We start from the raw sequence: 22,728 nt of genomic DNA on the forward strand, positions 1-22,728 counted from the left end.
CTTGTAGGACTTTTTCGCGATTAGTTAGCAACAATGTTTAAAAGTTTACCCGGTATATAGATAACTTTACGAATTGTCTTATCATCAATAAAGCGGACCACTGTTTCATCACTTAAACCTAAGGCTTCAACTTCTTCTTTGTTGGCGTTGGCTGAAACGGTAATTTTTGCACGTACCTTACCGTTAACTTGCACGATAATTAACTTCTGGTCTTCAACCAAAGCACTCTCATCAACGATAGGCCAAGATGCTTCTTCAATCGAAGCATTATCGTTATTAGCGCCGCCTAATGTTTTCCAAATTTCATGACACATATGTGGTGTAATTGGTGTCAACATTATAATGACCGCGCGAACGGCTTCTTGCATAACCGCTCTGTCTTCAACACTGACTAAACTTGCTTTCGATAAATGGTTCATTAATTCCATAATTGAAGCTATAGCTGTATTAAAGGTGTTTCTTCGGCCAATATCATCACTGACTTTTGCTATAGTTTTGTGTAACTCGCGGCGTAATGTTTTCTGCGCTGCATTCAAGGTTAATGTGCTCAATAAAGCCACTTCGCCATGTTCTTTTACTTGTTCGCTAAAATCAAAGGCGAGTTTCCAAACACGCTTTAAGAAACGGTGTGCACCTTCAACACCTGAATCAGACCATTCAAGGGTTTGCTCTGGTGGTGAAGTAAACATAATAAATAAACGTACAGTATCTGCGCCATATTTGCCGATAACTTCTTGTGGGTCGATGCCGTTATTTTTTGACTTTGACATTTTACTCATACCAGCAGAAATAACTGGTTTGCCATCAAGCTTGCTAACAGCCGAAGTAACTTGTCCTTTTTCATCACGCTCAACGTCTACATCTGTTGGTGAAATCCAATCTTGACCACCATTATCTGCCTCGCGGTAATATGTATCTGCTAGAACCATGCCCTGACATAATAACTTTTTAAACGGTTCATCACAGTTTACTAAACCTGCGTCACGCAATAACTTGTGGAAAAAACGTGCGTAAAGTAAATGCAAAATAGCATGCTCAATCCCGCCGATGTATTGATCAACCGGTAGCCAATAATTTGCTTTGGCGGGGTCAATCATTTGTGTATCATCGTTCGGTGAACAGTAACGTGCGTAATACCAAGAGGATTCCATAAACGTATCAAAGGTATCAGTTTCACGGAATGCTTCTTCACCGTTATAAGTGGTTTTTGCCCACTCAGGATTGTCTTTAATCGGTGATGTAACGCCATTCATGATGACATCTTCAGGCAATTCAACGGGTAACTGGTCAAGAGGTACCGCGACAGATTCACCATTTGCTAGGTGCATCATAGGAATGGGAGTACCCCAATAACGCTGACGAGAAACACCCCAGTCACGCAATCGGTAGTTAACTTTTACAGAGCCTTTATTTTCACTGATTAATTTTTCTGATATCGCTTTAAAGGCCGCTTCAAAGTCTAAACCGTCGTATTCGCCTGAATTAATTAATAATCCCTTTTCAGTAATTGCTGCCTTACTGAAATCGTCGTCTTTGCTACCAGCAATAACTTGGGTAATCTCCAAGCCGTATTTAGTGGCAAATTCGAAGTCACGTTGGTCGTGGCCAGGAACAGACATTACCGCACCTGAACCGTAATCCATTAAGACAAAGTTTGCTGCCCAAACTGGAACGATGTTACCGGTTAGTGGGTGAATCGCTTTAAGACCGGTATCGGCACCTTTTTTCTCCATCGTTGCCATATCGGCTTCGGTAGATTTATTGGTTTTGCATTCAGTGATAAAGTCGTTCAATGCAGGGTTGTTTTTTGCTGCAGCTAAAGCCAGTGGATGCTGCGCAGCAAGTGCTACGTAAGTAACTCCCATGAGTGTATCTGGACGTGTGGTGTAGATGTCAAAGCTTTCATCTGAATCTGCAACTTGGAAGGTCATTTCAATACCTTCGCTGCGGCCAATCCAATTACGTTGCATAGTCTTAACTTGTTCAGGCCATTCAGTAAGTTGGTCTAAATCTGTAAGTAACTCTTCAGCGTAATCAGTAATTTTAATAAACCACTGTGGAATTTCTTTACGTTCAACCGGTGCGCCTGAACGCCAACCACGTCCGTCAATAACCTGCTCGTTTGCCAATACTGTTTGATCAACGGGATCCCAGTTGACCGTAGCATTTTTCTTATAAACTAAACCTTTTTCGTAAAGTTGCGTAAAGAACCATTGTTCCCATTTGTAATAGTCTTTTTTACAAGTCGCTAATTCACGGCTCCAGTCGTAAGCAAAACCCAGTGATTGTAATTGGTTACGCATGTAATCAATATTTTCATAGGTCCATTTAGCCGGCGCTGTTTTGTTTTTAATTGCCGCATTTTCTGCAGGCAAACCAAATGCGTCCCAACCCATAGGTTGCATAACATTTTTGCCTTGCAGGCGTTGATAGCGAGAGATAACATCGCCTAAACTATAATTACGCACATGCCCCATATGTAAACGTCCACTTGGATAAGGGAACATAGCAAGACAGTAATATTTTTCTTGGCCGGGCTTTTCTTCGGCTTTAAAGGTATTGTTATCAGTCCAAAATTTTTGAACTTGCGCTTCGATAGCTTGGGGATTGTAAATGGATTCCATTAAAGATTTCTCAAACACTTTAGAATGTGGTGTTCATTAGCCAATCAATAGTAAATTGACCGCGATCATGAACGCATAAAAATAATGGCGATAGAATACCTTATATACCTGTCTCACATCAAGATACTGTTTTGAGCATATTGAAGTAAAGTAAGGATATGTTATAGTTTTTAGAAGTTTATTTGATTTGTTTTTCTATAAAGCTATGACTAGCTATACTTAATCTATAAGTCGTCGAGGAATGTGTTATGAAATCAAAAAATAGTGTTTTTCAAGAGCTTTATCAAGCTTTAGTTACATGGGCTGAAGATGTTAACCAGCATGAGATAACTGATATCGTTAACAAAGTAGAGCAAAGTAAGCTTTACTTGCAAGCGGCAGAAAAATTACCCGAAGAGAAAGTTAAGCAGTTTGTTGATAATTTACGTTTTGATATCAACGAATTTATTATTCAAAATGAAGCACAAGCCAAACATTCCCTCTATTTAGGCTTACTCAATGAGTCTTTCTGGAAAAATATGCAAGCGATCACTGATAAGTCACAAGTGGAGTGGTCAGAGCTTGATGAAGATATTAAGCATCGTGGTCTATATAAAACGGGCGACTTTATTGGTTTTGGTTTGTTAGAGTGCCAGCATTGCCAAGAAAAAATAACATACAGTCATGCGGCGGATGTTGCTGATTGTTTTAATTGCGGCGGTAGTTCTTTTATAAGGTTACCCTTTGCTCCTTAAAACGAAGCTGGGACGCCACTAAAATTTACTAATTATTTAAAATGAGGGTACACTGGCAGTATTAAATTTATTAATTATTATACGCTTGTTTTTTAAGCGTTATCAGTGAGATATTGCATGCCTTCATCCGTTAAGTTAACTTCTTCAATTACTCGGTTACCTGTTGAAAAATTAACTGCTCAATTATCTGCTGAGCAGTTTTCTAATGCTGAAGTCACTCCTGATGTAGAGCAAATTATTATCGGTCATGCTCGCGCTAAAGAGGCGCTTGAATTTGGTTTGTCTATGGAAGCTCCCGGTTTTAATGTTTTTGCTATGGGAGAGCATGGTACGGGTAGACAAACCTTAATTAAGCAAATGTTAGCGACAACCGCTGGCAATCAAGAAACGCCTTATGAATGGTGTTATATCAATAATTTTGATGATGTTCATGCACCGCACAACCTCTATTTAAGTCCCGGAGATGGTAAACAATTATTGGCACGTATCAATACTTTTATTGATGAATTATTAGACTTATTTCCTGAGATTTTTGATAACCCAAGTTATCAACGACAAAAGTCGGCGGTTGATCGCGCATTTAATAAAAAATATGATCAAGCCATCGCTGAAGTCGAAGAAAGTGCTTTAAAAGATAATGTTTTATTGTTTGAAGAAAATGGAGAGATTGGTTTTTCTCCGCTGGTTGAGGGAAAACCTTTAAATGATAAAGAATTTGCCGGTTTAGATGAAGGCAAACGTGCTGACTTTTATCTGTTGTTAGATAAATTAGAAAATTTCCTCTCTGAAAAATTGATCGAATTACCACAATGGAAACGCATCTCATCTGATAAATTACGTAAATTAAAAAATGAGACAGCAGAACAAGCTATTAGGCCATTTCTAGAAGAATTAGAGCATGAGTTTGCCAGTAATATTGGCGTGTTAAAATACTTGTCAAAAGTAAAAACCCATGTAGTTGATACTGTTTTAGAAATTCTTGTTGATGAAAGTGTTGAGAACAGAAACGATAAAGATGCGCGTAAACTTATGGTTGAACAATTTTTACCTAATTTACTTGTTTCTCAAAAACCTGATGCTGGCGCTCCTGTTATTTATGAGCAAAACCCAACCTTTCAAAACTTATTTGGCCATGTTGATTTCGCGAGCTTTCAAGGAAGCACCTATACCAGTTATCGATTAATTAGACCTGGAGCGTTACATAAGGCTAATGGCGGTTATTTAATTTTAGAGGCAGACAAGCTACTCAATCAACCCCTTGTCTGGGCACGTTTAAAATTAGCGCTTAAATCACAAGAAATTACCATTGAAAATCCTTACTCTGAATATAGTCAACCGGGCTCATTTAGCTTACAACCTGAAAAAATTCCATTAAACGTTAAAGTTATATTGCTCGGTGACCCCGAAATTTATTACATGTTGCAAGACTATGATCAAGAGTTCACCGAATTATTTAGGGTCTTAGCAGACTTTGATCAGTATCTTGAAAGTAACGAAGAAAATCTTAATGATTACGCTCATTTGATTCGCCAGCGTGCACATAAATACAACTATCCACATGTCAGTAATGAAGCTGTATTAGAGCTAGTGCGCTATGCATTGAGACGTGCAGAGCATCAACATAAAATTTCGGCTAATATTGTTCAAGTAAACGACTTACTTGATGAAGCTTTTTATTTGTGGAAGAAAACAGACAACAAAGGTCATTTAACTGCCAGCCATGTTGCTTTAGCGCTTGCAGCTAAACAGCGAAGAACTGGCCGAATGAGTGAGGCATGGTTAGGTGAAATAAAAGAAAAACAAGTATTGATTGACACCCAAGGGCACCATATCGGTAAAGTAAATGGTTTAACTGTCTTAGAAATAGGGGACAGTGTTTTTGGAACGCCTGCGCGCATCACAGCAACCGTTTATGCGGGAAGTGAAGGCGTCACCGATATAGAAAGAGAAGTAGACTTAGGTAAGTCTATTCACTCCAAAGGTGTGCTGTTATTAACCGGGTATTTAGGACATAAATACGGGCAAGGTTTTCCAGTGTCAATTTCTGCCAACCTTGCAATAGAACAGTCTTACGGACATATTGATGGTGACAGTGCGTCTATGGCGGAACTTTGTGCGCTTATTTCTGCTATTTCTTTACTGCCAATTAAACAAGGCTTTGCCATTACTGGTTCGATTAATCAGCACGGAGGTGTGCAATCAATTGGTGGCGTTAATGAAAAAATTGAAGGTTTTTATCGTTTATGTAAAGACGAAGGCTTAACGGGAAAGCAAGGGGTTATTATTCCGCGCACCAATGTTAATAATCTGATGTTAGCGGACGATGTTATTGAAGCGGTTAAAAACAACCAATTTGCCATTCACGCTGTTGAAGACATTGATCAAGCATTAGAGTTGCTGATGAATGAACCCGCTGGAGAAATTAGTCGAACGGGGCGCTACCCAAGAAAATCTATTCATGGTTTAGTTTTAAATAAACTTTCACTTTTTTCTGATTTGTTAACGGGTGCTGACGAATAATTAAAATATTATCTACGTTTAACTGATTTTAATATAGGTCAGGCATATATAAGCGTCTGGCCTTTTTTATATCAATGTCTACATAAAATGACCGATATAGCTCAGGCCACAGAGGATTACTTGTCAGTATTTGTAATTTAACCATAGCCGTTTCTTTTTCACGGTCAATCTCATTACCCCTGTTATTTATCTTTATTGGTATTAAATACATTTTTCTGATTGTTTTTTGAACAAAATGATTTATATACCTTGAATAATAAATAAATGTCAGTATAATGCGCGCCTCGATAACAGTGATTCTGACTTGAATATTTTCTTTCACACTGGTTATACGAAATGAGTGGGGTTTTCCGCCCAATAGACTTCTTAGCTAATATTCTTTATTAGCCCTATGTTCTTTAGTGAACGTGCCTTAAGTCTTCCTGGTGGTTTCCTCGTATATAACGCGGAATGTTTTGGTTACTTTTAACCTATTCCGCCACAAGAGAAGACAAAATTTATGACTACTTCTAACGATGCTCCTGTGAGCTTTGACTCTTTAGGCTTGCCTGAAACTTTATTATCTGCTGTAAAATCTATCGGTTTCGAAAACTCAACTGATATTCAAGCAAAAACTATTCCGCCATTATTAGCTGGTAAAGATGTTTTAGGTGAAGCACAAACAGGTACAGGTAAAACTGCTGCCTTTGGTTTACCTGCATTGGCTAAAATTGATGTTTCATTGAAAAAGCCACAGTTAATGGTGTTAGCACCAACACGTGAATTAGCGATGCAAGTTGCTGAAGCAATTGAAAGCTTCGGTAAAAATATGAAAGGTTTATTGGTTGCTACTTTATACGGTGGTCAATCATACCAGCCACAATTTCAACAATTAGAGCGTGGCGCTCAAGTTGTTGTTGGCACACCTGGTCGTTTAATGGATCACTTACGTCGTAAGAGTCTAAAACTAGGTAACTTATCTTTTTGTGTACTTGATGAAGCTGATGAAATGCTTAACATGGGTTTCCTTGAAGACATTCAGTGGATACTTGACCATTTACCAGAAACGACGCAAATGGCTTTGTTCTCTGCAACTATGCCACCAGCAATTCGTAAAATTGCTAACCGTTTCTTAAAAGATCCAGAACATATTAAAATTGCTGCTGTTAAACAGTCAAAAGCAAATATTTCTCAATTTGCTTGGAAAGTTAGTGGCATTCGTAAAATTACCGCTTTAGAGCGTATAGCTGAAATCGTTGATTACGATGCGATGATAGTTTTCGTACGTACTCGTAGCGACACGGTAGAAGTTGCAGAACAATTAGAGCGAGCTGGTTACCCAGCATTAGCTTTAAACGGCGACATGAACCAAGCACAGCGTGAACGTTGTATCGAACAAATGAAATCAGGTAAGTCATCTATATTAGTGGCAACTGATGTTGTTGCTCGTGGTTTAGATATTCCACGTATTTCATTAGTGGTTAACTATGATTTACCAGGCGACAATGAAGCTTATGTTCACCGTATCGGTCGTACAGGTCGTGCAGGTCGTGAAGGTATGTCAATTGCATTTGTTCGTCCTCGCGAAATGCACTCTCTACGTCATTACGAACGTTTAACTTCAGGTGTTATTAACACTTATGAATTACCAAATATTGAAGAAATTGGTAAAAAACGTATTGAACGTACACGTGTTGAAATGGCACAAATTGTTGCAGATAAAGATTTAGTAAACATGCGTGAAATTGTTGAAGCAATGGCCAATGAATCAGAGCTTTCTATGACTGATTTAGCTGCAGCTTTATTGTTCCAAAAACAATTAAACCAGCCATTACAACCAAAAGAAGATCCTAAGCCTCGTCGTGAAACGCGTGAGCGTAGTGACCGTGATTCTAGAAGTGAGCGTGGTGGTCGTAACGAAAGTCGTGGCGGCAGAAATGAACGTGGTGGTGAACGTGGCGCTGAGCGTGGTGGCGAACGTGCTCCTCGTAAAGTTAAAGTTAACCGTACCGACGTTGATTGGCAGACATACCGTTTAGAAGTAGGTAAAGAGCATGGTGCACGTCCTGGTGATATCGTTGGCGCAATCGCTAACGAAATTTCGTTAGATAGTAGCTACATTGGTGCAATTAACTTACATGATAAACATACTTATGTTCAGTTACCAAAAGGCATGCCAGAGAAATCATTTGAGCAATTAAAGCGTGTTAAAATTCGTCGTCAATCATTAGAAATTACGGTTTCAGATGTTAAAACGGTTGAATCAACACCAACAACTGATCGTCCTCGTAAACGTCAAGAGCGTTCTAATCGTCCTAGCTAGTCGATAAATAAATAATAAAAAGGTACGTATATCGTACCTTTTTTTATGCCTGTAATTTACCAAAAAGCATGAATACTTTAGCGTTAATTAGTCATGTAAACATAACTGAACAGCTGTTGGCTAAGCACTATATGGCTTGTCTCGACGTCGAATACATTCCGCACAGATAGCACGTACATTTTCTGTTACGCTGCGATGTTTTATTAGATTTGCTTTGCGCTATCTCTTCATTGAAAACCTAGTAATAATGCACCCATTGATTCTTTAAGAGAGATAAACATGACTGATGTAAAAAATCCACTTAACCTTCGTGGTATAGAATTCACTGAATATGCGACACCCGATTCAGATTTTATGGAAAACGCTTTTTATGGTTTTGGTTTTTCAAAAACGAAAAAGTTTAAAGGTCGTGATATCGATTACTTTAATCAAAATGATATTCATTTTTTATTAAACAATGAAAAAGCAGGCTTTTCAAAAGAATTTGCTAAAAGCCATGGTCCTGCTATTTGCTCTATGGGCTGGCGTGTAGACGATGCTGATTTTGCTTTTGAAGAAGCGATTAAGCGTGGTGCTAAATCTGCGGCTAACGAAGACAACAAATTACCCTATCCAGCTATTTTTGGTATTGGTGACAGTTTAATTTATTTTATTGAGAAATTTGCAGCATCAACGACTAATCCGGGTTCTATCTACGAAGATGACTTTGAAGCGATTGACGCTCCGGTTATTAACGAAGATAAAGGTTTTTTACGTGTTGATCATTTAACGAACAATGTTCATCAAGGTACGATGGAGCATTGGGCTAATTTCTATAAAGATATTTTTGGCTTTACCGATGTGCGCTACTTTGATATTAAAGGTGAGAAAACTGCACTAATTTCATACGCGTTAGCATCGCCTTGTGGCACTTTCTGCTTACCAATTAATGAAGGTAAGGGTAAGAAGAATAACCAAATCGATGAGTACTTAGATGAGTATAACGGTCCTGGTGTTCAGCATTTAGCCTTTATCAGTGATGACTTAGTTGGTTCTTTAGACAAGTTAGATAAAAATATTATTGATACCCTTGATATCGTCCCTGAGTATTATGATGACGTATTTAAACGCATTCCTTGGGTTAAAGAAGATCATAAACGCATTCAAGATCATCAAATTCTTGTCGATAGCCAAAAAGAAAACTCGTATTTATTACAAATTTTCACTAAAAATATTTTTGGTCCAATCTTTATCGAAATGATTCAGCGTGTTGACGACCAAGGTTTTGGAGAAGGCAATTTTACCGCTTTGTTTAAATCTATTGAGCTTAACCAAATGGAAAAAGGTACCGTTTAATTTTTATAAATTAGCGGTATAATGATTAAAGGTCTGCTTACGCAGGCCTTTTTTGTTGCTATTTTGCGTTTGTTTAAGTGGCTTAGTTACTTGATTTTTAACGAATAAACTTAGATGTAATACAAATTAATCAAGATTTGTTTTAAGGTTTTCTTAGCTAGGTTGTAAGGGAAGAGTATTGTTCAATAATACGGTTAATCGTTTGTTTCTCATTATCTTTTGCGGCCAGTAACATACGCTTATAATGGCCAATGGTTTTCGCTAAATATTGTTGATGTGATTTAATCGACAAATCCCACATTTTATCACCGGTAGGTGATATTTTATTTAAAGGATTATCAATTTCGGCAGATGCACCAAACTGTTTTTTGACATGGATAATTTCATAGCAACGTTTGTTTTCAGTAACGATACATTCATCCAGTAAAATAAAATTATGAGCTATTAGGGTTTGTCTTACAGGGTAGTTGTAATGCACGGGGCAAACGATAAACTCTATTTCGCTTGTTGGGGGAACGAGCGAGTTTTGCTGAAAATTAGTGATGATACTTTCAATAAAACTAATGAGTAGCTCTCCACCAACGCCAGCAATAATAACTAACTGTTTATCTTGTATTGCCAACGGTAGCTTTGCGACATCAATACAATGGACCTGCCAAGCTTGAATATAGTCGTCTGCACTAAAGTGCTTTTGTAATAATGATTCAAGATGCGTGGTTAATGAGGGAACAATATCGACAAAATGCACGGTGTCAGCTGTTTGGCGCTTTAATAATGTTAGTCCCAGTAAACCATGATCACAGCAACAATCCCAAATGCTTTGATAGTGAGTACTGACCATATTATCTATTTTTTGCAATCGTTGACTAATGTTTCTCATCTGCGTGCTTAAACCAAATTAAACCAAATTAAACCAATTTTTTTGCTGGCTTTCATCGAGAAAACTCCAAGCAATAAAACGACTGATTTTTTGTCCTTGCGCCATATCTACAACTTTTATTTGTTTGGCTTTCGACTTATTAAGCGTCTGCTTTAGTTGGCTAATGTGGTCTTTTTTTGACACTAAGCAGGTAAACCATAGCACTTGTTTTTGGATAGATTTACTTTCTTTTATCATCTGATTAATAAAGGCAAGCTCGCCACCTTCGCACCATAATTCCGCATTTTGACCGCCAAAATTTAACGGTACACTGGGACTGGTTGTTAGCGAGGGGTTGAACGTTTTTTTATTTGCCGCTAAATTTTTGACTTTCCGAGCTGACCCTTTTGTTGCCTCAGCCAATGAACGATGAAAAGGAGGGTTACACATGGTTAATTCAAAGCGATCATCTTCTTCAATGATGCCATTAAATATTTGTGATGAATTCGGCTGTAAGCGACAAGTAATCGATTTTTTAAACGACTTGTCAGCAGCGATTATTTGCTTGGCAACTTTAATGGACGTCGGATCTATATCGGTGCAAGTAAACTGCCATTGATATTCACGTTGACCTAAAATAGCATAAATGCAACTTGCCCCAGCGCCTATATCAAGCACTGATACTTTGCTTTCCTTTAAGGTTGAAGTTGCAGGGAGTGATATTGCTAATAAATCAGCAAGATAATGAATATAGTCGACTCTGCCAGGGATAGGTGGACATAAATACCCCGTAGGTATATCCCATTGATTTACTTGATAGTGATATTTCAATAATGCCTGATTAAGTGCTTTTACCGCCTTTGCATTGGCAAAATCAATAGATAAGTTCTGATATTTATTGGTATGAACAAAGGGTTTTAATGTCGGTAACGACTGGCACAGTGCTAAAAAATCATAACCGTTGTTATGGCGGTTGCTTGGATGAAGGTTTTGTTTTAATGGCACGAATTTTCTCTACAAATAAATATCCCTAACATTTTAACATTTCCTTTATAGCCATGCCACATGATAATAAATGATAAGTTTGTCGTATATAAAGGTTATACGACAAACGTCAATAGCATCATCTTTACTTGGGTGGTTTAAAGGTCATAACCTAGGTGCTGGTGTAAGCGGATGACTAATTCTTCTTTCGAATTAACATAGCCTAGTTTTACAGCAGTTGAACGCAGTGCTTGTTCAGCTAAATTAAGGAATTTACCATAGCCTTGACTCGTTTTATGATCTTCTGTTGCTATGATAACAAATTGTATGGAATCAACTAAGCAATCGCCAGCAAAATGTAAGGTGAAGTTATTATTAGGTTCAAATGGGTTGAAGCTTAATTTTTGTAACTCACCTGCAGCTTTATGCTTTTCTTCCAAACGACTTCTGACGATAGGTATTAAACCATTAGCTAAAATAGCACCTTCGAATAAATGTTGCTTATTAGCCGACTCAATAAAAGCATGGCTGATTAAATCATAGAGTGGTTGATAAGGTTGCTCTTTTGATTTATCAATATTAAGTAGTTCTTTGATGCGGCGGTTAATAGGTAAATCAGCCACTACATAAGTAAGTACATCTCTTTTGTCTGGCAAGCTAATATCATCAGCGGCATAGCGATTTTTTAAAGTACGTAATTTATGGGTTTGTGTACCCGTAACGCCTTTATCTTTAGAGAATAAATCATAAGTAAAATGTTGGTGATCACAGACTCTTACTGTTGATTTATTAATGTGGTTAACGTCAATAAACTCATTTAAAGCGAGCAGAACATTCTTATGAAACTCTGCTGAGGTTTGGCGAACATCGTCACCATTAGCTAAAAATACCAGTGTAATAACTCGCACACGCTTTTTGCCATTAATGTAAGTGTTTTGGCTGTAATGGTTGCGTGGACTGTACAAAAAAAGAATTTCTTCATCAGTTTGTACGGTTAATTTTTCTGGGCTATAACGGATACGAGCAAATTTTCCGTTAGCAATAAATTGTCCACTTTCTATGTCTAATTTATTATTCACGTCAAAGAAACTGTCAGCTAAATGTTGATATAGACGCTGGTAGGGCTGCTCACTAGTTCGATCAATTAATTGATTTTTTAGGCTGATTAACTCGTCAGTCAGTGGGAATTTAACTAACAAGTAGTGATTAGTACGCGCAGATGACGGAATGTATACTTTATGCTGATTATTACGAGAACGTGAGATAGGCATTTTATTTCCTTATTAAATAGAGTCATAAATCTTAAAGGCATTATAACAAGAAGCGTCTGTATTCACATGATCTAAAACAAAAATTTGGAGTATGATCACTTTATCCTCACGTTTAAAAATTTTCGAGGGTAAATAAATATCAGCAAGTTAGTGAACTAATAGCCATTTTATTATTAGAGCATACCCCGATGAAAATACTAAAAAGTAAATGTACTATTAAGCTCATTTTTTTTATTAAGTAGCGCATTTTGCAAATGAGCACCTAATGCGCAGGACTTAGTGGGTAAAACATACGGTGTGGCACATTTATATCCACTGAGAAAAATATATTTTGATAGTCGTAATAATCATGTTCAAAAGAGACAGTTAATTAACTAAGGCGTTTTTAAACAAAAGTATTAGATAAATAAAGTTATTTTTAATTGTACTGAAGATTATTATTTAATGTCATTGGTACCAACTGAATAAAATGTAAATACCCGCGTTATTAAACCGATTACATCACTGAAATTTATTAATGAGTTGAAAATTACTCACTTGCCCAGTATGCTACGCGACCCCTTTTAGACTCAGTGGTATAAATAAACAATGATAGGTTTTGATTACGGTACTTCAAATTGTGCTGTCGCAGTAATGGAAAGTGGCCAGCCGAAGATATTATCTTTAGGCGAACATGGTAAGTATATTCCTTCAACACTATACGCACCAAGTCGAGACATTATTTCTCATTGGTTATGTCAACAATTAAGTGAAGAGCAACAGCTCCTGTTCAAACAACAACGGGTTGGTCCGTTACAAAGGGGTCAGAATGTATTACGAGAGCTAAAGCTCGATGGCATCCCTAGTGAATTATCGTTTGGCCAAGCGGCGCTGAATCTATACTTAGAAGATCCTGAAGAAGGTTATTATATTAAGTCACCAAAATCCTTTTTAGGGGCGAGTGGTTTGGTTGATAGCCAAATTAACTTGTTTGAAGATATTGTTGCTGCAATGATGAGCAACATAAAAACATTGGCTGAAGAAAACCAGCAAAAAGAAATAACGCAGACTGTTATTGGCAGACCGATTAATTTTCAAGGCTTAAAAGGTGAAGAAAGTAATCGTCAAGCGTTAACGATATTAACTAATGCAGCTAAACGAGTCGGTTATAAGAGTGTAGAATTTCAATATGAGCCAGTTGCCGCTGGTTTTGAATATGAAGCAAGTTTGCAAGAAGAAACGAAAGTTTTGGTTGTTGATATAGGTGGTGGTACTACTGATTGCTCAATGTTATTGATGGGACCACAATTTAAAAGCAGTACTTCAAGAGAGCAACACTTGCTTGCGCACACCGGTGTGCGTATTGGTGGTAATGATTTCGATATTCAATTAGCGCTCAAGGGAATAATGCCAAGCCTAGGGATGAATGATACGTTAAAAACGGGTAAACCTATGCCTGTTAATAGTTTTAATCAAGCTGTGGCCATTAATAATATTAACGAGCAAACTAATTTTTACAGTCAAGCCAATTATCGTTATTTGCAAACGCTGCAACGCGATGCTAAACAGCCTGAGGTATTCTCCCGTTTGTTAAAGGTTCACCAGCAAAAATTAAGTCACCTTATTGTTAATGGTGCAGAGCAAGCAAAAATAGGCTTAACCGAACAAGACTCTCAGCCAATATACCTAGATGAATTAGCTGATAATTTAAAAGTAGAAGTTAATCGTGCCTTGATGTTGAAAGCAAGCTCTTCACAATTGAAGCAAATTGCTCAATTGATGAATGAATGTGTGGTGCAAGCTAATTGCCAACCTGATGTGATTTTTGTTACTGGAGGCTCAGCAAAGTCACCGGTGTTAAACCAATTTTTACGTGAGCAAATGCCAAATACGCCGGTGATTGCTGGCGATCACTTTGGCAGTGTAACCGTTGGCTTAGCGCGCTGGGCTGAAAAAGTATTTCAATAGCATGACTATTTCACTGCAATTATCTTGTAATAGTAGTGTCAACAATGTTAAAAACAATACTGTGGAGTTGTGACTGGTTTTACATTTAAAAAGGAATTGATATGTGTATTAAAACATTAAGTTTTATTTGTTTTATTTATAGTTTTTTCACCTTCAGTGGCTTAGCTAATAATTATCAACCGATAGTTGTTGGCGTTAATGAGAGCATTGCCGGTAAATCACTTGATCAATATGCGAATACTTGGTGGCAATGGACCCAAACAATGAGTGATAGAAGCTCTCCGGTGCGTGATAGTACGGGAGAGTTTTGCGGTGTTAATCAAAAAGGGAATGTTTGGTTTTTAGCCGGTGGTTATGGCACCTCGAAAATAAAGCGGCATTGCATTATTCCTTATGGTAAACATATCTTCTTTCCTATTATTAATATGGCGTATTGGCCAGAACAAAATGTCAGTAAAACCTGTGATGAAGTAAAACAAGAAGCGGCATTAAACAATGGAGAGTTGTATTTTGTTTATGCTGAACTCGATGGCCAATCTATTCCCAATATCCGTAATAATCGAATAAAATCAAAAGAGTGTTTTGATTTACACGCATTACTTGCGAAAACACAAGCAACAGAAAAAGTTTATCCTTCTGCTACTGATGGCTATTGGTTAATGTTGCGCCCCTTAGCTAAAGGTGTTCATACGTTAAAGTTTAATGCCCAGTACCATCATGATAATTCGGTACATGGACATATGATGCAGGATATTGAATATAAGATTGAAGTCATTTAAATGCGTTAAGCCTTTGAAGCGTTATGTTGATTGAATTGAATTGAATTGAATTGAAATAGACATTGAACATATTTAAGCAGCATTTTACAATGGTTTATGTTTACTTTCATATTGCTTAATTATGTCCTCTGATACCTTAGGCGCAAGCCTCAATTACAAAGCCAAAGAAAAGGGTTATCGTGACCGTGCCCTCAAATTATTTCCTTGGGTCTGTGGCCGCTGTGCTCGTGAGTTTGTTTATTCAAACCTTATGGAGTTAACTGTGCATCATGTTGATCACGACCATACTAATAATCCAAATGATGGAAGTAATTGGGAACTGTTATGTATTTACTGTCACGATAACGAACACGCTAAATATACAGATCACGCTAAATATAAAACAGAAGTTATTGCCGGTGATACTAATCAAGATACGGCAACCTATAATCCATTTGCTGACTTGAAATCAATGCTTAAGAAATAATTTATTTATATTTCAATATGGTTACAATTTTTTTTCATTTTTTTACAAAATTACCATTGTGTTTTACCGAGATAACCCCGAGTATATTAAGTGAAGACAATTTTCTCTTAGTAAAAGGTAACATTATGAAAATAAATATTTCCGGTCACCATGTTGAAATTACTGAAGGTATCCAGCAGTCAATTGAGGACAAGTTTAAAAAAGTTGCTAAGCATTACCCAAGTCTCACTTCTATTAGCGCAATTATTACCGTCGAGCCTCATCAACAAAAATTAGAAGTTTCTACTCACTATGAAGGTAATGAGATCTCCGTAACGGCATCAGGAAAAGAGTTGTACGCTGCTATTGCAAGTGCCGCTAAAAAGATGGAAGCAGCCCTCGCTCACCGCAAAGGTGTCTTAGCTGCAAAATTACATAAAAAATATGAAGTTGAACAATCAGATGCATTTTTACCTGTGGAATAAATGTAATCGAATTAGTTTATTATCTTAACAAAGGTTGCTATGAGCAGCCTTTTTTATGTTCAGGAAAATGTTGATAACAGCTTTAGGCATCCTAGTCTTTGCTGCAATAGTGCTTGTTGCACGTTATTTTAGCTGCCGACAAATTTAGACCTTCCATTGTGGATGGTAAATAACGATGATGTCTATAACTGGCAGCGTAAACAGGGAGAAACCATTGGCCGGATCAAGTTTATTAACCTTACTCGATGATATTGCAACAGTACTTGATGATGTCGCTATCTTATCAAAAGTCGCAGCAAAGAAAACAGCTGGCGTATTAGGGGATGATTTAGCACTGAATGCTGAGCAGGTCTCAGGAGTTAAAGCTGAACGTGAATTACCGGTAGTTTGGGCTGTTGCTAAAGGGTCGCTGTTAAACAAACTTATCATTGTGCCTACCGCTTTAGTTATTAGTGCTTTTGCGCCGCCCTTAATTACTCTCTTGCTTGTTATTGGCGGGCTGTTTTTATGCTTTGAAGGTTTTGAAAAGGTCTTCCATAAATTCTTCCAACATAATGATAATTCATCTCAAGATCAAAAAGAGGCACATCAAAAAAAGTTGTTAGCTTTAGCCGATGAAAACGTAGATTTAGTCGCCTTTGAAGAGAAAAAAATTAAAGGTGCCATCCGTACTGATTTTATATTATCAGCAGAAATTGTTGTTATTGCTTTAGGCACAGTTCAAGAGGCTGCCTTTGAAGTTCAAGTTGCGGTCGTTTCTGGACTTGCCCTAGCAATAACCTTTGGTGTTTATGGGCTTGTTGCCGCTATCGTTAAACTTGACGACTTAGGCTTATACTTATTAAGAAAGTCTGTTTCGGGGCGCTTTAATGCCATTCAACGAGCTTTAGGGCGCGGTTTACTTATTTTTGCCCCGGCATTAATGAAAACGCTGACAGTGGTTGGTACTATTGCAATGTTCTTGGTAGGCGGTGGTATTTTGGTCCATAGTTTTTCATGGTTGCATAAGCAGGTACATCATCTGGTTGAATTTCTGGCGAACACTTTTGGGGCGATCGCTGAAATTATAGTACCGATATTAACCGAAGGTATCATAGGTATTATTGCCGGAGGCTTAGTGTTATTAGTCGTAACATTAGTAAAGTCACTTAAAAAAGCCCATTAATATGTTTTCTGTGGTTAGTTTAATGTAGCTGATGTTTAAAAATATTCAGCTACATGCTTGATTACTGATTACTGATTACTGATTAAACCTTTCATATGTTCAACGACACTTCGTCCTAAAGCACTTAAAGCATAGCCCCCTTCAAGCATTGATATTATTCGACCTTCGCTGTACTTATCAGCAATGGTCTTAAGTTCATCCGTTACCCAACGGTAATCACACTCAGTCAGGCTAATTTGCGACATTTCATCTTCGATATGAGCGTCAAAACCAGCAGAAATGAAAATAATTTGCGGTTTAAATTTCTCTAAAGCCGGCAACCAATGCTTACTTATCGCCGCTCTAAACTCAGGGCCTTTGCAAGTGGCAGGTAAGGGGGTGTTGATAATAGGTGGCGTATCACTTTCTTGCATTTCAAAAGGATAAAAAGGGTACTGGTAGCTTGAACAAAATAAGTAACCTTGTTCTTTGCCATTAGCGGTGGCTCTTTTAATAATATCTTCGGTGCCATTACCATGATGTACGTCAAAATCTACGATCGCGACACGTTCTAGTTTATATTTTTTCTTTGCGTAAGCGGCTGCGATAGCAATATTATTAAAAAAACAAAACCCCATACCTTTATCATATTCAGCATGATGCCCAGGAGGGCGCGTAGCACAAAAAGCGGCCGTTAAGGTTTTATCCATCACTAAATCAACGGCATTAATCGCTGCACCAGCCGATAATAAGGCAGCTGGTAAGGTATCAGCATTCATGCTGGTATCATCATCAAGGCGAAAAATGGCATCTTGATCGCTTGTTTTTGGAGCATTATCAAAAATATATTGGATATACTTGTCATCGTGAGCAAGTGAAATGAGATCTCGGTCGATAGGTGTAGCATCATATTGGCGGATAACATATTCAAGACCACTGCGGATCAACTGATCTTGAATCGCCCCCAGTCTTTTTGGGCTTTCTGGATGATAATCCCCCATACTGTGCCCATTACATTTATGATGACCAATTACACCTACTGTCATGATTGTTCCTCTATTTCTGCTATTGTTGATGCTGTTAATTGTAATTCTAAATTGAGTTCGTCCATCTCTTCAGAATATTTCCGAAGAAATCCTGCTTTTTCAAAGACCTTTAACATTGGCGCATTATCTCGTCTTACACAGGCAATGAGCTTGTCTAGCTTACGTAGGGTAGCAATTTTTATTATTTCATCTAATAAGGTTTTTGCCATTCCTTTACCACGTTTATGCTCGCTGATAACGAAAGCTACTTCACCACAATTATGACTTTCGATGAAGTAGTAGCGACCAACGGCATGGATAACATCAGCTAAATTAGTGCGCTGAGTAAAGCACAAGGCTAAATCTTTATGTTGGTCGACACTGACTAACTTACAAGCGTTTTCACGGGTCATTTGTGTGGCATGATGGTTATAACGCATGATCAAGGTTTCTTTGGTATGCGAATAGAAAAACTCCTGTAAACGACGTTCGTCAGCGGGAGCTAAGGGGCGTAAATAATAATTAATGTCTTCAAAGGTAAATTTTTTGAGTTCTATTTCGCCTAATTCAGGTACTGAGGTTGGCGAGCTCTCTTGATATTCTGGCACCCAATAGTTTTTCCTGACATCTTTTAAAAGTTGCTCGCGAAATTTTGGATGAGCAATACGAATAAGTTCTAATGCCCGTTCACGGATACTTTTCCCTAATAATGAAGCAATACCATATTCAGTAACAACATAAGAGACATGACCGCGAGAAGTGACCACACCACCACCTTCGGTAATATGGGCAACAATACGAGAGGTTTTTCCATCTTTTGTTGTCGAGGGCAGCGCAATAATGGGTTTACCACCTTTACTCAATGACGCGCCACGTACAAAATCGACTTGACCACCAATACCACTATAAAATTGATAACCAATAGAATCTGAAACGACCTGACCAGTCAAATCTACTTCTATAGCGCTATTAATAGAAACCATATTATCATTTTTAGCAATATTTACCGGAGAGTTAACATGCTCTGAAGGATAGAATTCAACATGGGGGTTACCATCAACAAAATCGTAGAGTCGCTGCGTTCCCATACAAAAAGTTAACACGGCTTTTCCTTTGTGGAAGGTCTTTTTACGGTTGTTAATAACACCCGAACGTATTAAGTCGATTACGCCATCAGAGATCATCTCACTATGAATGCCTAAATCTTTATGGTTCGCTAAATAGCGTAAGACCGCTTCAGGAATTTTTCCTATACCTATTTGCAGGGTTGAGCCATCTTCAATGAGCATAGAAACATATTGACCTACTTGCTCTGCCACTCGGTCAATACTCGGTTGTGCTAAAACAGGAAGAGTTTGATCTGCCTCTAACCAAGCATGAATTTGATTAACATGAACAAAACTATGTCCATTCGTTCGTGGCATTTTTGAATTGATTTGTGCAATAACATATTTTGCTGATTTTACTGCCGACGACACTATGTCTACGCTCACGCCAAGTGAACAATAACCATATTCATCTGGCGGACTAACCATAATTAATGCCGCATCAAGTGGTAAAACATTTTCACGAAATAAACGGGGAATATCAGAAATAAAGCTCGGTGTATAGTCAGCTCTGCCTTCTGCGATGGCTTCGCGAATATTTTTACCACCAATAAATAGCGCATTTACTTTGAATAAATCTTTGTGCTCAGGTGTTGCCCACTTATTATCTGAAAGCGTTAATATATGAACCGTTTCAATGTCATGCAATTTTGCACTGTTGGCAATTAAATCGTCGATTAAGGCGTTTGGTACAGCGGCATTAGAGCCAATGAAAATGCGATTACCTGATTTTAAGAATTGTTCCCATTTTACTGTTTTCTTATCTTGGTCGAATAATGACATAGTAAGTGACTCTCATTAATGATGATAAATAAAGTATGCCGCAACAGCTAAAGGCTTTATTGATTAAAATCAAGGCAATTGAGTATAACGTAACGTTATTGTCTATGGTCTTATACCTTAGTCTTAACGTGTGAATATTTTGTTGTTTATACTTAAATAAAAATTAAAGGGTTTTAACATTGAGATAGATACTTTTTGGTTATAAAAGTAATCAATTTATTTATCATCATTGACTGAAAAGAATAAAACCAATCCAGCTGATGACTAAAAGCAACCAAGGTAAGTAAAGTGCCCTTTTAGGTGGTATCTCTTGAGGGCAAGCTTCAGTGCTTTTTTCTTGATTGTTCTTTTCTCTCAGTAATGATTTTTTGGCCTTATCACGTATGCGAGATTTTTTACTCTGCTGCTTCTTATATTCAGCAATACCTTTCTCAATACCTTGGGCAATAAGTTTAGTCTGCTCCTTCGTTTGTTTAGGCTTTTGTATGCTTTTAGCTATTTTTATTGCTTGTTCTTGTACTTCAGGAGAGTGTTTATCTAACATTTTATTTATTATCGTCTAATATTAATATCATAAGGATGAATCTATAAGAACCTCACCTGTTGAGCAAGGCTTATCTTAACTTTTAAAAAGTGATAAACCATGCGTATGCCAGCGAAGGTATTTGTTGAACTTTGAATGAAGATTTTTTAATTGTATGACCTTATTATTTAAAAGAGAATTACTTGTCTTACTTATCTTTATTAATGTCGATAGTTACGCATCTAATGAAAATCAAGTAAAAACCTTCAAACAGGAGTCACCTGGCATTCAGGTTGTATCTGAAATTTATCCACCTTACCAAGTTATCAATGAAAATGGTGAGCTTAGTGGGCTGTCTGCTGATAAAGTAAAATTGCTCTTTCATCATTCCTCTATTGATTATCAGATAAAGATATATCCGTGGGCACGGGCTTATCAACTAGCGTTAACGCAACCCAATATTTTTATATTTTCGCTGTTAAGGACACAAGAGAGGGAGTCTTTATTTCGGTGGGTAGCACCATTATGTTCGATAGAATTTTCATTTTATCGCTTAAAAACTAGGCCTGATATTCAAGTTAATTCATTAGCAGAAGCAAAAAATTATCTTATTGCTGCACAAAAAGGGCAAGCTTCAGCCGAGTATTTATTAAGACTAGGTTTTGAACCTGAAAAAAATCTATCCATTTCATATAATAACGATAATTTTATTCAAATGTTAGCCTTCGACCGTGTAGAGTTGGTCGTTCTCTCATCAACATACTTTGCATCGCTCATTGAAAGCAATTCACCCTATGCGGACAAGATAGAACCTATTTTTCCTATTGATTACTTAACGCGTAATTTATATTTAGCGAGTAGCCTTAATACCTCCTCCGATTTGATAAATAGACTTAATATATCCTATGATGAGTTAGCACCAAATTTTGACCATGACTGTAAAGAATAAACCTTGTTATTGCTTGATGGGTTGGTTGAATTACATGGATATTGGTTAAAAATACTAAATCATCATGTTTTATCTATCTATTTATTACCGTGGATATGTAGGGTGTTGTAATTTAACATTATTATTAATGGTCTGTTTATTGCTTTATTTTAATAATATTTTAACTGTTTAAAGGAATAATAATATGGCCGTTAACATTGCAGATAGACCTACCGACAAAGTAAGAGAAGAGGTGGTTGACCAATTAGTGATGAACTATAGTCACGGTGAACTTTCACATGAAGCTTTTGAAAGGCGATTAGATCAAGCAATGGCTTTTGAATCTAATGAAGACCTTGTTTCACTTGTTGCTGATTTAGACTTAAAAGTTGACGAAGAATATATCGAGAAGAAAAAAGAAGACTTTCGCTTTAATTATTCTTCAACGCCAACAGATGACAGTGATTTACTTATTAATATCTTTAGTGGAAGTGGCCGCAGTGGTGAATGGCGAGTCGCTAAAGAAATTAAATCAATAAGTGTCTTTGGTGGTTGTGATATTGACTTTAGTGAGGCTATTTTTACTCAGCGTGAAGTTACGGTGAAAGTTTTTTGTTTGTTTGGCGGAATTGATATATTCGTACCTGAAAATGTTAAAGTTGTTTCGAAAGCTTTTTGTATTTTTGGTGGCATTGACAATAAAGCGCCATCAACTGATTATATTGATGCACCAACAATATATGTTGAAGGTTTAGTTTTATTTGGTGCACTAGATATCAAGCTGAAACGTACCTTAAAAGAACGTTTCACCGCTTTTGCTAATGGGTTAAAAGATATATTTTATTAGCCTAGATGATGTTATTTCAACGTTAAATTAACGGCTTTATTCTTCAAGGAAAGTAAATTTAATTTTGGTAGAGAAACGTTTAATAAA

The 22,728-nt window shown here is 37.3% G+C and carries 18 protein-coding genes; 11 read left to right on the forward strand and 7 right to left on the reverse strand.

Features of this window, described 5'->3' with window-relative positions; genetic code table 11:
• Positions 1–20: 20 nt before the first annotated feature.
• Positions 21–2,624 carry a leucine--tRNA ligase gene (gene leuS / locus H4J57_RS11360; RefSeq protein ID WP_182222095.1) on the reverse strand — a complete coding sequence of 868 codons (2,604 nt, stop codon included), beginning with the start codon at positions 2,622–2,624 and terminating at the stop codon, positions 21–23.
• Between the two features lie 248 nt (positions 2,625–2,872).
• Between leuS and H4J57_RS11365 the strand changes: the two genes are divergently transcribed.
• The 4 genes from H4J57_RS11365 to hppD all read left to right on the forward strand — a co-directional run bounded on the left by H4J57_RS11365 (position 2,873) and on the right by hppD (position 9,515).
• Positions 2,873–3,358, forward strand: coding sequence for a zinc ribbon-containing protein (locus H4J57_RS11365; protein ID WP_182215005.1), 486 nt, complete (start codon positions 2,873–2,875; stop codon positions 3,356–3,358).
• Positions 3,359–3,475: 117 nt separating this feature from the next.
• The gene (locus H4J57_RS11370; protein ID WP_182215003.1) at positions 3,476–5,878 is read left to right on the forward strand and encodes an ATP-binding protein; all 2,403 of its coding nucleotides are present in this window, start codon (positions 3,476–3,478) and stop codon (positions 5,876–5,878) included.
• A 499-nt stretch (positions 5,879–6,377) separates the two neighbouring features.
• Entirely contained in the window at positions 6,378–8,180 is a 1,803-nt protein-coding gene (locus H4J57_RS11375) for a DEAD/DEAH box helicase (RefSeq protein ID WP_070376112.1), read from the forward strand.
• 279 nt (positions 8,181–8,459) lie between these two features.
• The gene (gene hppD, locus H4J57_RS11380) at positions 8,460–9,515 is read left to right on the forward strand and encodes a 4-hydroxyphenylpyruvate dioxygenase (protein ID WP_070376113.1); all 1,056 of its coding nucleotides are present in this window, start codon (positions 8,460–8,462) and stop codon (positions 9,513–9,515) included.
• 157 nt (positions 9,516–9,672) lie between these two features.
• On the opposite strand, the gene H4J57_RS11385 is transcribed toward hppD, so the two are convergent.
• The 3 genes from H4J57_RS11385 to H4J57_RS11395 form a co-directional block, all read right to left on the reverse strand.
• On the reverse strand, positions 9,673–10,395 hold the full coding sequence (locus H4J57_RS11385) for a tRNA (adenine(22)-N(1))-methyltransferase TrmK (RefSeq protein ID WP_182222096.1): 723 nt from the start codon (positions 10,393–10,395) through the stop codon (positions 9,673–9,675).
• An 18-nt stretch (positions 10,396–10,413) separates the two neighbouring features.
• Positions 10,414–11,379: a 23S rRNA (adenine(1618)-N(6))-methyltransferase RlmF gene (rlmF, locus tag H4J57_RS11390; RefSeq protein WP_182222097.1), complete on the reverse strand. Its 966-nt coding sequence runs from the start codon at positions 11,377–11,379 to the stop codon at positions 10,414–10,416.
• Between the two features lie 137 nt (positions 11,380–11,516).
• Complete coding sequence (locus tag H4J57_RS11395) at positions 11,517–12,629, reverse strand: DUF3083 family protein (protein ID WP_182242971.1); 1,113 nt, start codon at positions 12,627–12,629, stop codon at positions 11,517–11,519.
• 588 nt (positions 12,630–13,217) lie between these two features.
• On the opposite strand from H4J57_RS11395, the gene yegD reads away from it, so the two are divergent.
• From yegD to H4J57_RS11420, 5 genes are all read left to right on the forward strand, one after another.
• On the forward strand, positions 13,218–14,576 hold the full coding sequence (yegD, locus tag H4J57_RS11400) for a molecular chaperone (RefSeq protein ID WP_182214996.1): 1,359 nt from the start codon (positions 13,218–13,220) through the stop codon (positions 14,574–14,576).
• 101 nt (positions 14,577–14,677) lie between these two features.
• A complete protein-coding gene (locus H4J57_RS11405; RefSeq protein ID WP_182171239.1) occupies positions 14,678–15,355 on the forward strand; it encodes a hypothetical protein in 678 nt (225 codons plus the stop codon).
• A gap of 121 nt (positions 15,356–15,476) precedes the next feature.
• Positions 15,477–15,821, forward strand: a complete 345-nt coding sequence (locus tag H4J57_RS11410) for a YajD family HNH nuclease (RefSeq protein ID WP_070376120.1) — start codon at positions 15,477–15,479, stop codon at positions 15,819–15,821.
• A 125-nt stretch (positions 15,822–15,946) separates the two neighbouring features.
• On the forward strand, positions 15,947–16,285 hold the full coding sequence (hpf, locus tag H4J57_RS11415) for a ribosome hibernation-promoting factor, HPF/YfiA family (RefSeq protein ID WP_070377205.1): 339 nt from the start codon (positions 15,947–15,949) through the stop codon (positions 16,283–16,285).
• A gap of 214 nt (positions 16,286–16,499) precedes the next feature.
• The gene (locus tag H4J57_RS11420; RefSeq protein WP_070377206.1) at positions 16,500–17,450 is read left to right on the forward strand and encodes a DUF808 domain-containing protein; all 951 of its coding nucleotides are present in this window, start codon (positions 16,500–16,502) and stop codon (positions 17,448–17,450) included.
• A 68-nt stretch (positions 17,451–17,518) separates the two neighbouring features.
• On the opposite strand, the gene H4J57_RS11425 is transcribed toward H4J57_RS11420, so the two are convergent.
• The 3 genes from H4J57_RS11425 to H4J57_RS11435 form a co-directional block, all read right to left on the reverse strand.
• A complete protein-coding gene (locus H4J57_RS11425; RefSeq protein WP_070376121.1) occupies positions 17,519–18,475 on the reverse strand; it encodes a histone deacetylase family protein in 957 nt (318 codons plus the stop codon).
• Complete coding sequence (locus H4J57_RS11430; protein ID WP_070376122.1) at positions 18,472–20,343, reverse strand: GNAT family N-acetyltransferase; 1,872 nt, start codon at positions 20,341–20,343, stop codon at positions 18,472–18,474. The genes H4J57_RS11425 and H4J57_RS11430 overlap by 4 nt, the downstream gene beginning before the upstream one ends.
• 226 nt (positions 20,344–20,569) lie before the next feature.
• Entirely contained in the window at positions 20,570–20,887 is a 318-nt protein-coding gene (locus tag H4J57_RS11435) for a DUF2956 domain-containing protein (protein WP_070376123.1), read from the reverse strand.
• 154 nt (positions 20,888–21,041) lie between these two features.
• Between H4J57_RS11435 and H4J57_RS11440 the strand changes: the two genes are divergently transcribed.
• Both H4J57_RS11440 and H4J57_RS11445 read left to right on the forward strand, forming a co-directional pair.
• A complete protein-coding gene (locus tag H4J57_RS11440) occupies positions 21,042–21,815 on the forward strand; it encodes an ABC transporter substrate-binding protein (RefSeq protein WP_182242973.1) in 774 nt (257 codons plus the stop codon).
• A gap of 184 nt (positions 21,816–21,999) precedes the next feature.
• Entirely contained in the window at positions 22,000–22,641 is a 642-nt protein-coding gene (locus H4J57_RS11445; protein ID WP_070376125.1) for a LiaF domain-containing protein, read from the forward strand.
• Positions 22,642–22,728 lie beyond the last annotated feature (87 nt).

Source organism: Colwellia sp. BRX8-7, assembly GCF_014077275.1.
In the GTDB taxonomy this organism is placed as follows: Bacteria; Pseudomonadota; Gammaproteobacteria; order Enterobacterales; family Alteromonadaceae; genus Colwellia_A.

What these genes read in the sequence shown, in the direction of transcription:
- leuS (WP_182222095.1), bottom strand. Translation starts at nt 2,624, where the DNA reads ATGGAATCCATTTACAATCCCCAAGCTATCGAAGCGCAAGTTCAAAAA.
- H4J57_RS11365 (WP_182215005.1), top strand. Translation starts at nt 2,873, where the DNA reads ATGAAATCAAAAAATAGTGTTTTTCAAGAGCTTTATCAAGCTTTAGTT.
- H4J57_RS11370 (WP_182215003.1), top strand. Translation starts at nt 3,476, where the DNA reads ATGCCTTCATCCGTTAAGTTAACTTCTTCAATTACTCGGTTACCTGTT.
- H4J57_RS11375 (WP_070376112.1), top strand. Translation starts at nt 6,378, where the DNA reads ATGACTACTTCTAACGATGCTCCTGTGAGCTTTGACTCTTTAGGCTTG.
- hppD (WP_070376113.1), top strand. Translation starts at nt 8,460, where the DNA reads ATGACTGATGTAAAAAATCCACTTAACCTTCGTGGTATAGAATTCACT.
- H4J57_RS11385 (WP_182222096.1), bottom strand. Translation starts at nt 10,395, where the DNA reads ATGAGAAACATTAGTCAACGATTGCAAAAAATAGATAATATGGTCAGT.
- H4J57_RS11395 (WP_182242971.1), bottom strand. Translation starts at nt 12,629, where the DNA reads ATGCCTATCTCACGTTCTCGTAATAATCAGCATAAAGTATACATTCCG.
- yegD (WP_182214996.1), top strand. Translation starts at nt 13,218, where the DNA reads ATGATAGGTTTTGATTACGGTACTTCAAATTGTGCTGTCGCAGTAATG.
- H4J57_RS11405 (WP_182171239.1), top strand. Translation starts at nt 14,678, where the DNA reads ATGTGTATTAAAACATTAAGTTTTATTTGTTTTATTTATAGTTTTTTC.
- H4J57_RS11410 (WP_070376120.1), top strand. Translation starts at nt 15,477, where the DNA reads ATGTCCTCTGATACCTTAGGCGCAAGCCTCAATTACAAAGCCAAAGAA.
- hpf (WP_070377205.1), top strand. Translation starts at nt 15,947, where the DNA reads ATGAAAATAAATATTTCCGGTCACCATGTTGAAATTACTGAAGGTATC.
- H4J57_RS11425 (WP_070376121.1), bottom strand. Translation starts at nt 18,475, where the DNA reads ATGACAGTAGGTGTAATTGGTCATCATAAATGTAATGGGCACAGTATG.
- H4J57_RS11430 (WP_070376122.1), bottom strand. Translation starts at nt 20,343, where the DNA reads ATGTCATTATTCGACCAAGATAAGAAAACAGTAAAATGGGAACAATTC.
- H4J57_RS11435 (WP_070376123.1), bottom strand. Translation starts at nt 20,887, where the DNA reads ATGTTAGATAAACACTCTCCTGAAGTACAAGAACAAGCAATAAAAATA.
- H4J57_RS11440 (WP_182242973.1), top strand. Translation starts at nt 21,042, where the DNA reads ATGACCTTATTATTTAAAAGAGAATTACTTGTCTTACTTATCTTTATT.
- H4J57_RS11445 (WP_070376125.1), top strand. Translation starts at nt 22,000, where the DNA reads ATGGCCGTTAACATTGCAGATAGACCTACCGACAAAGTAAGAGAAGAG.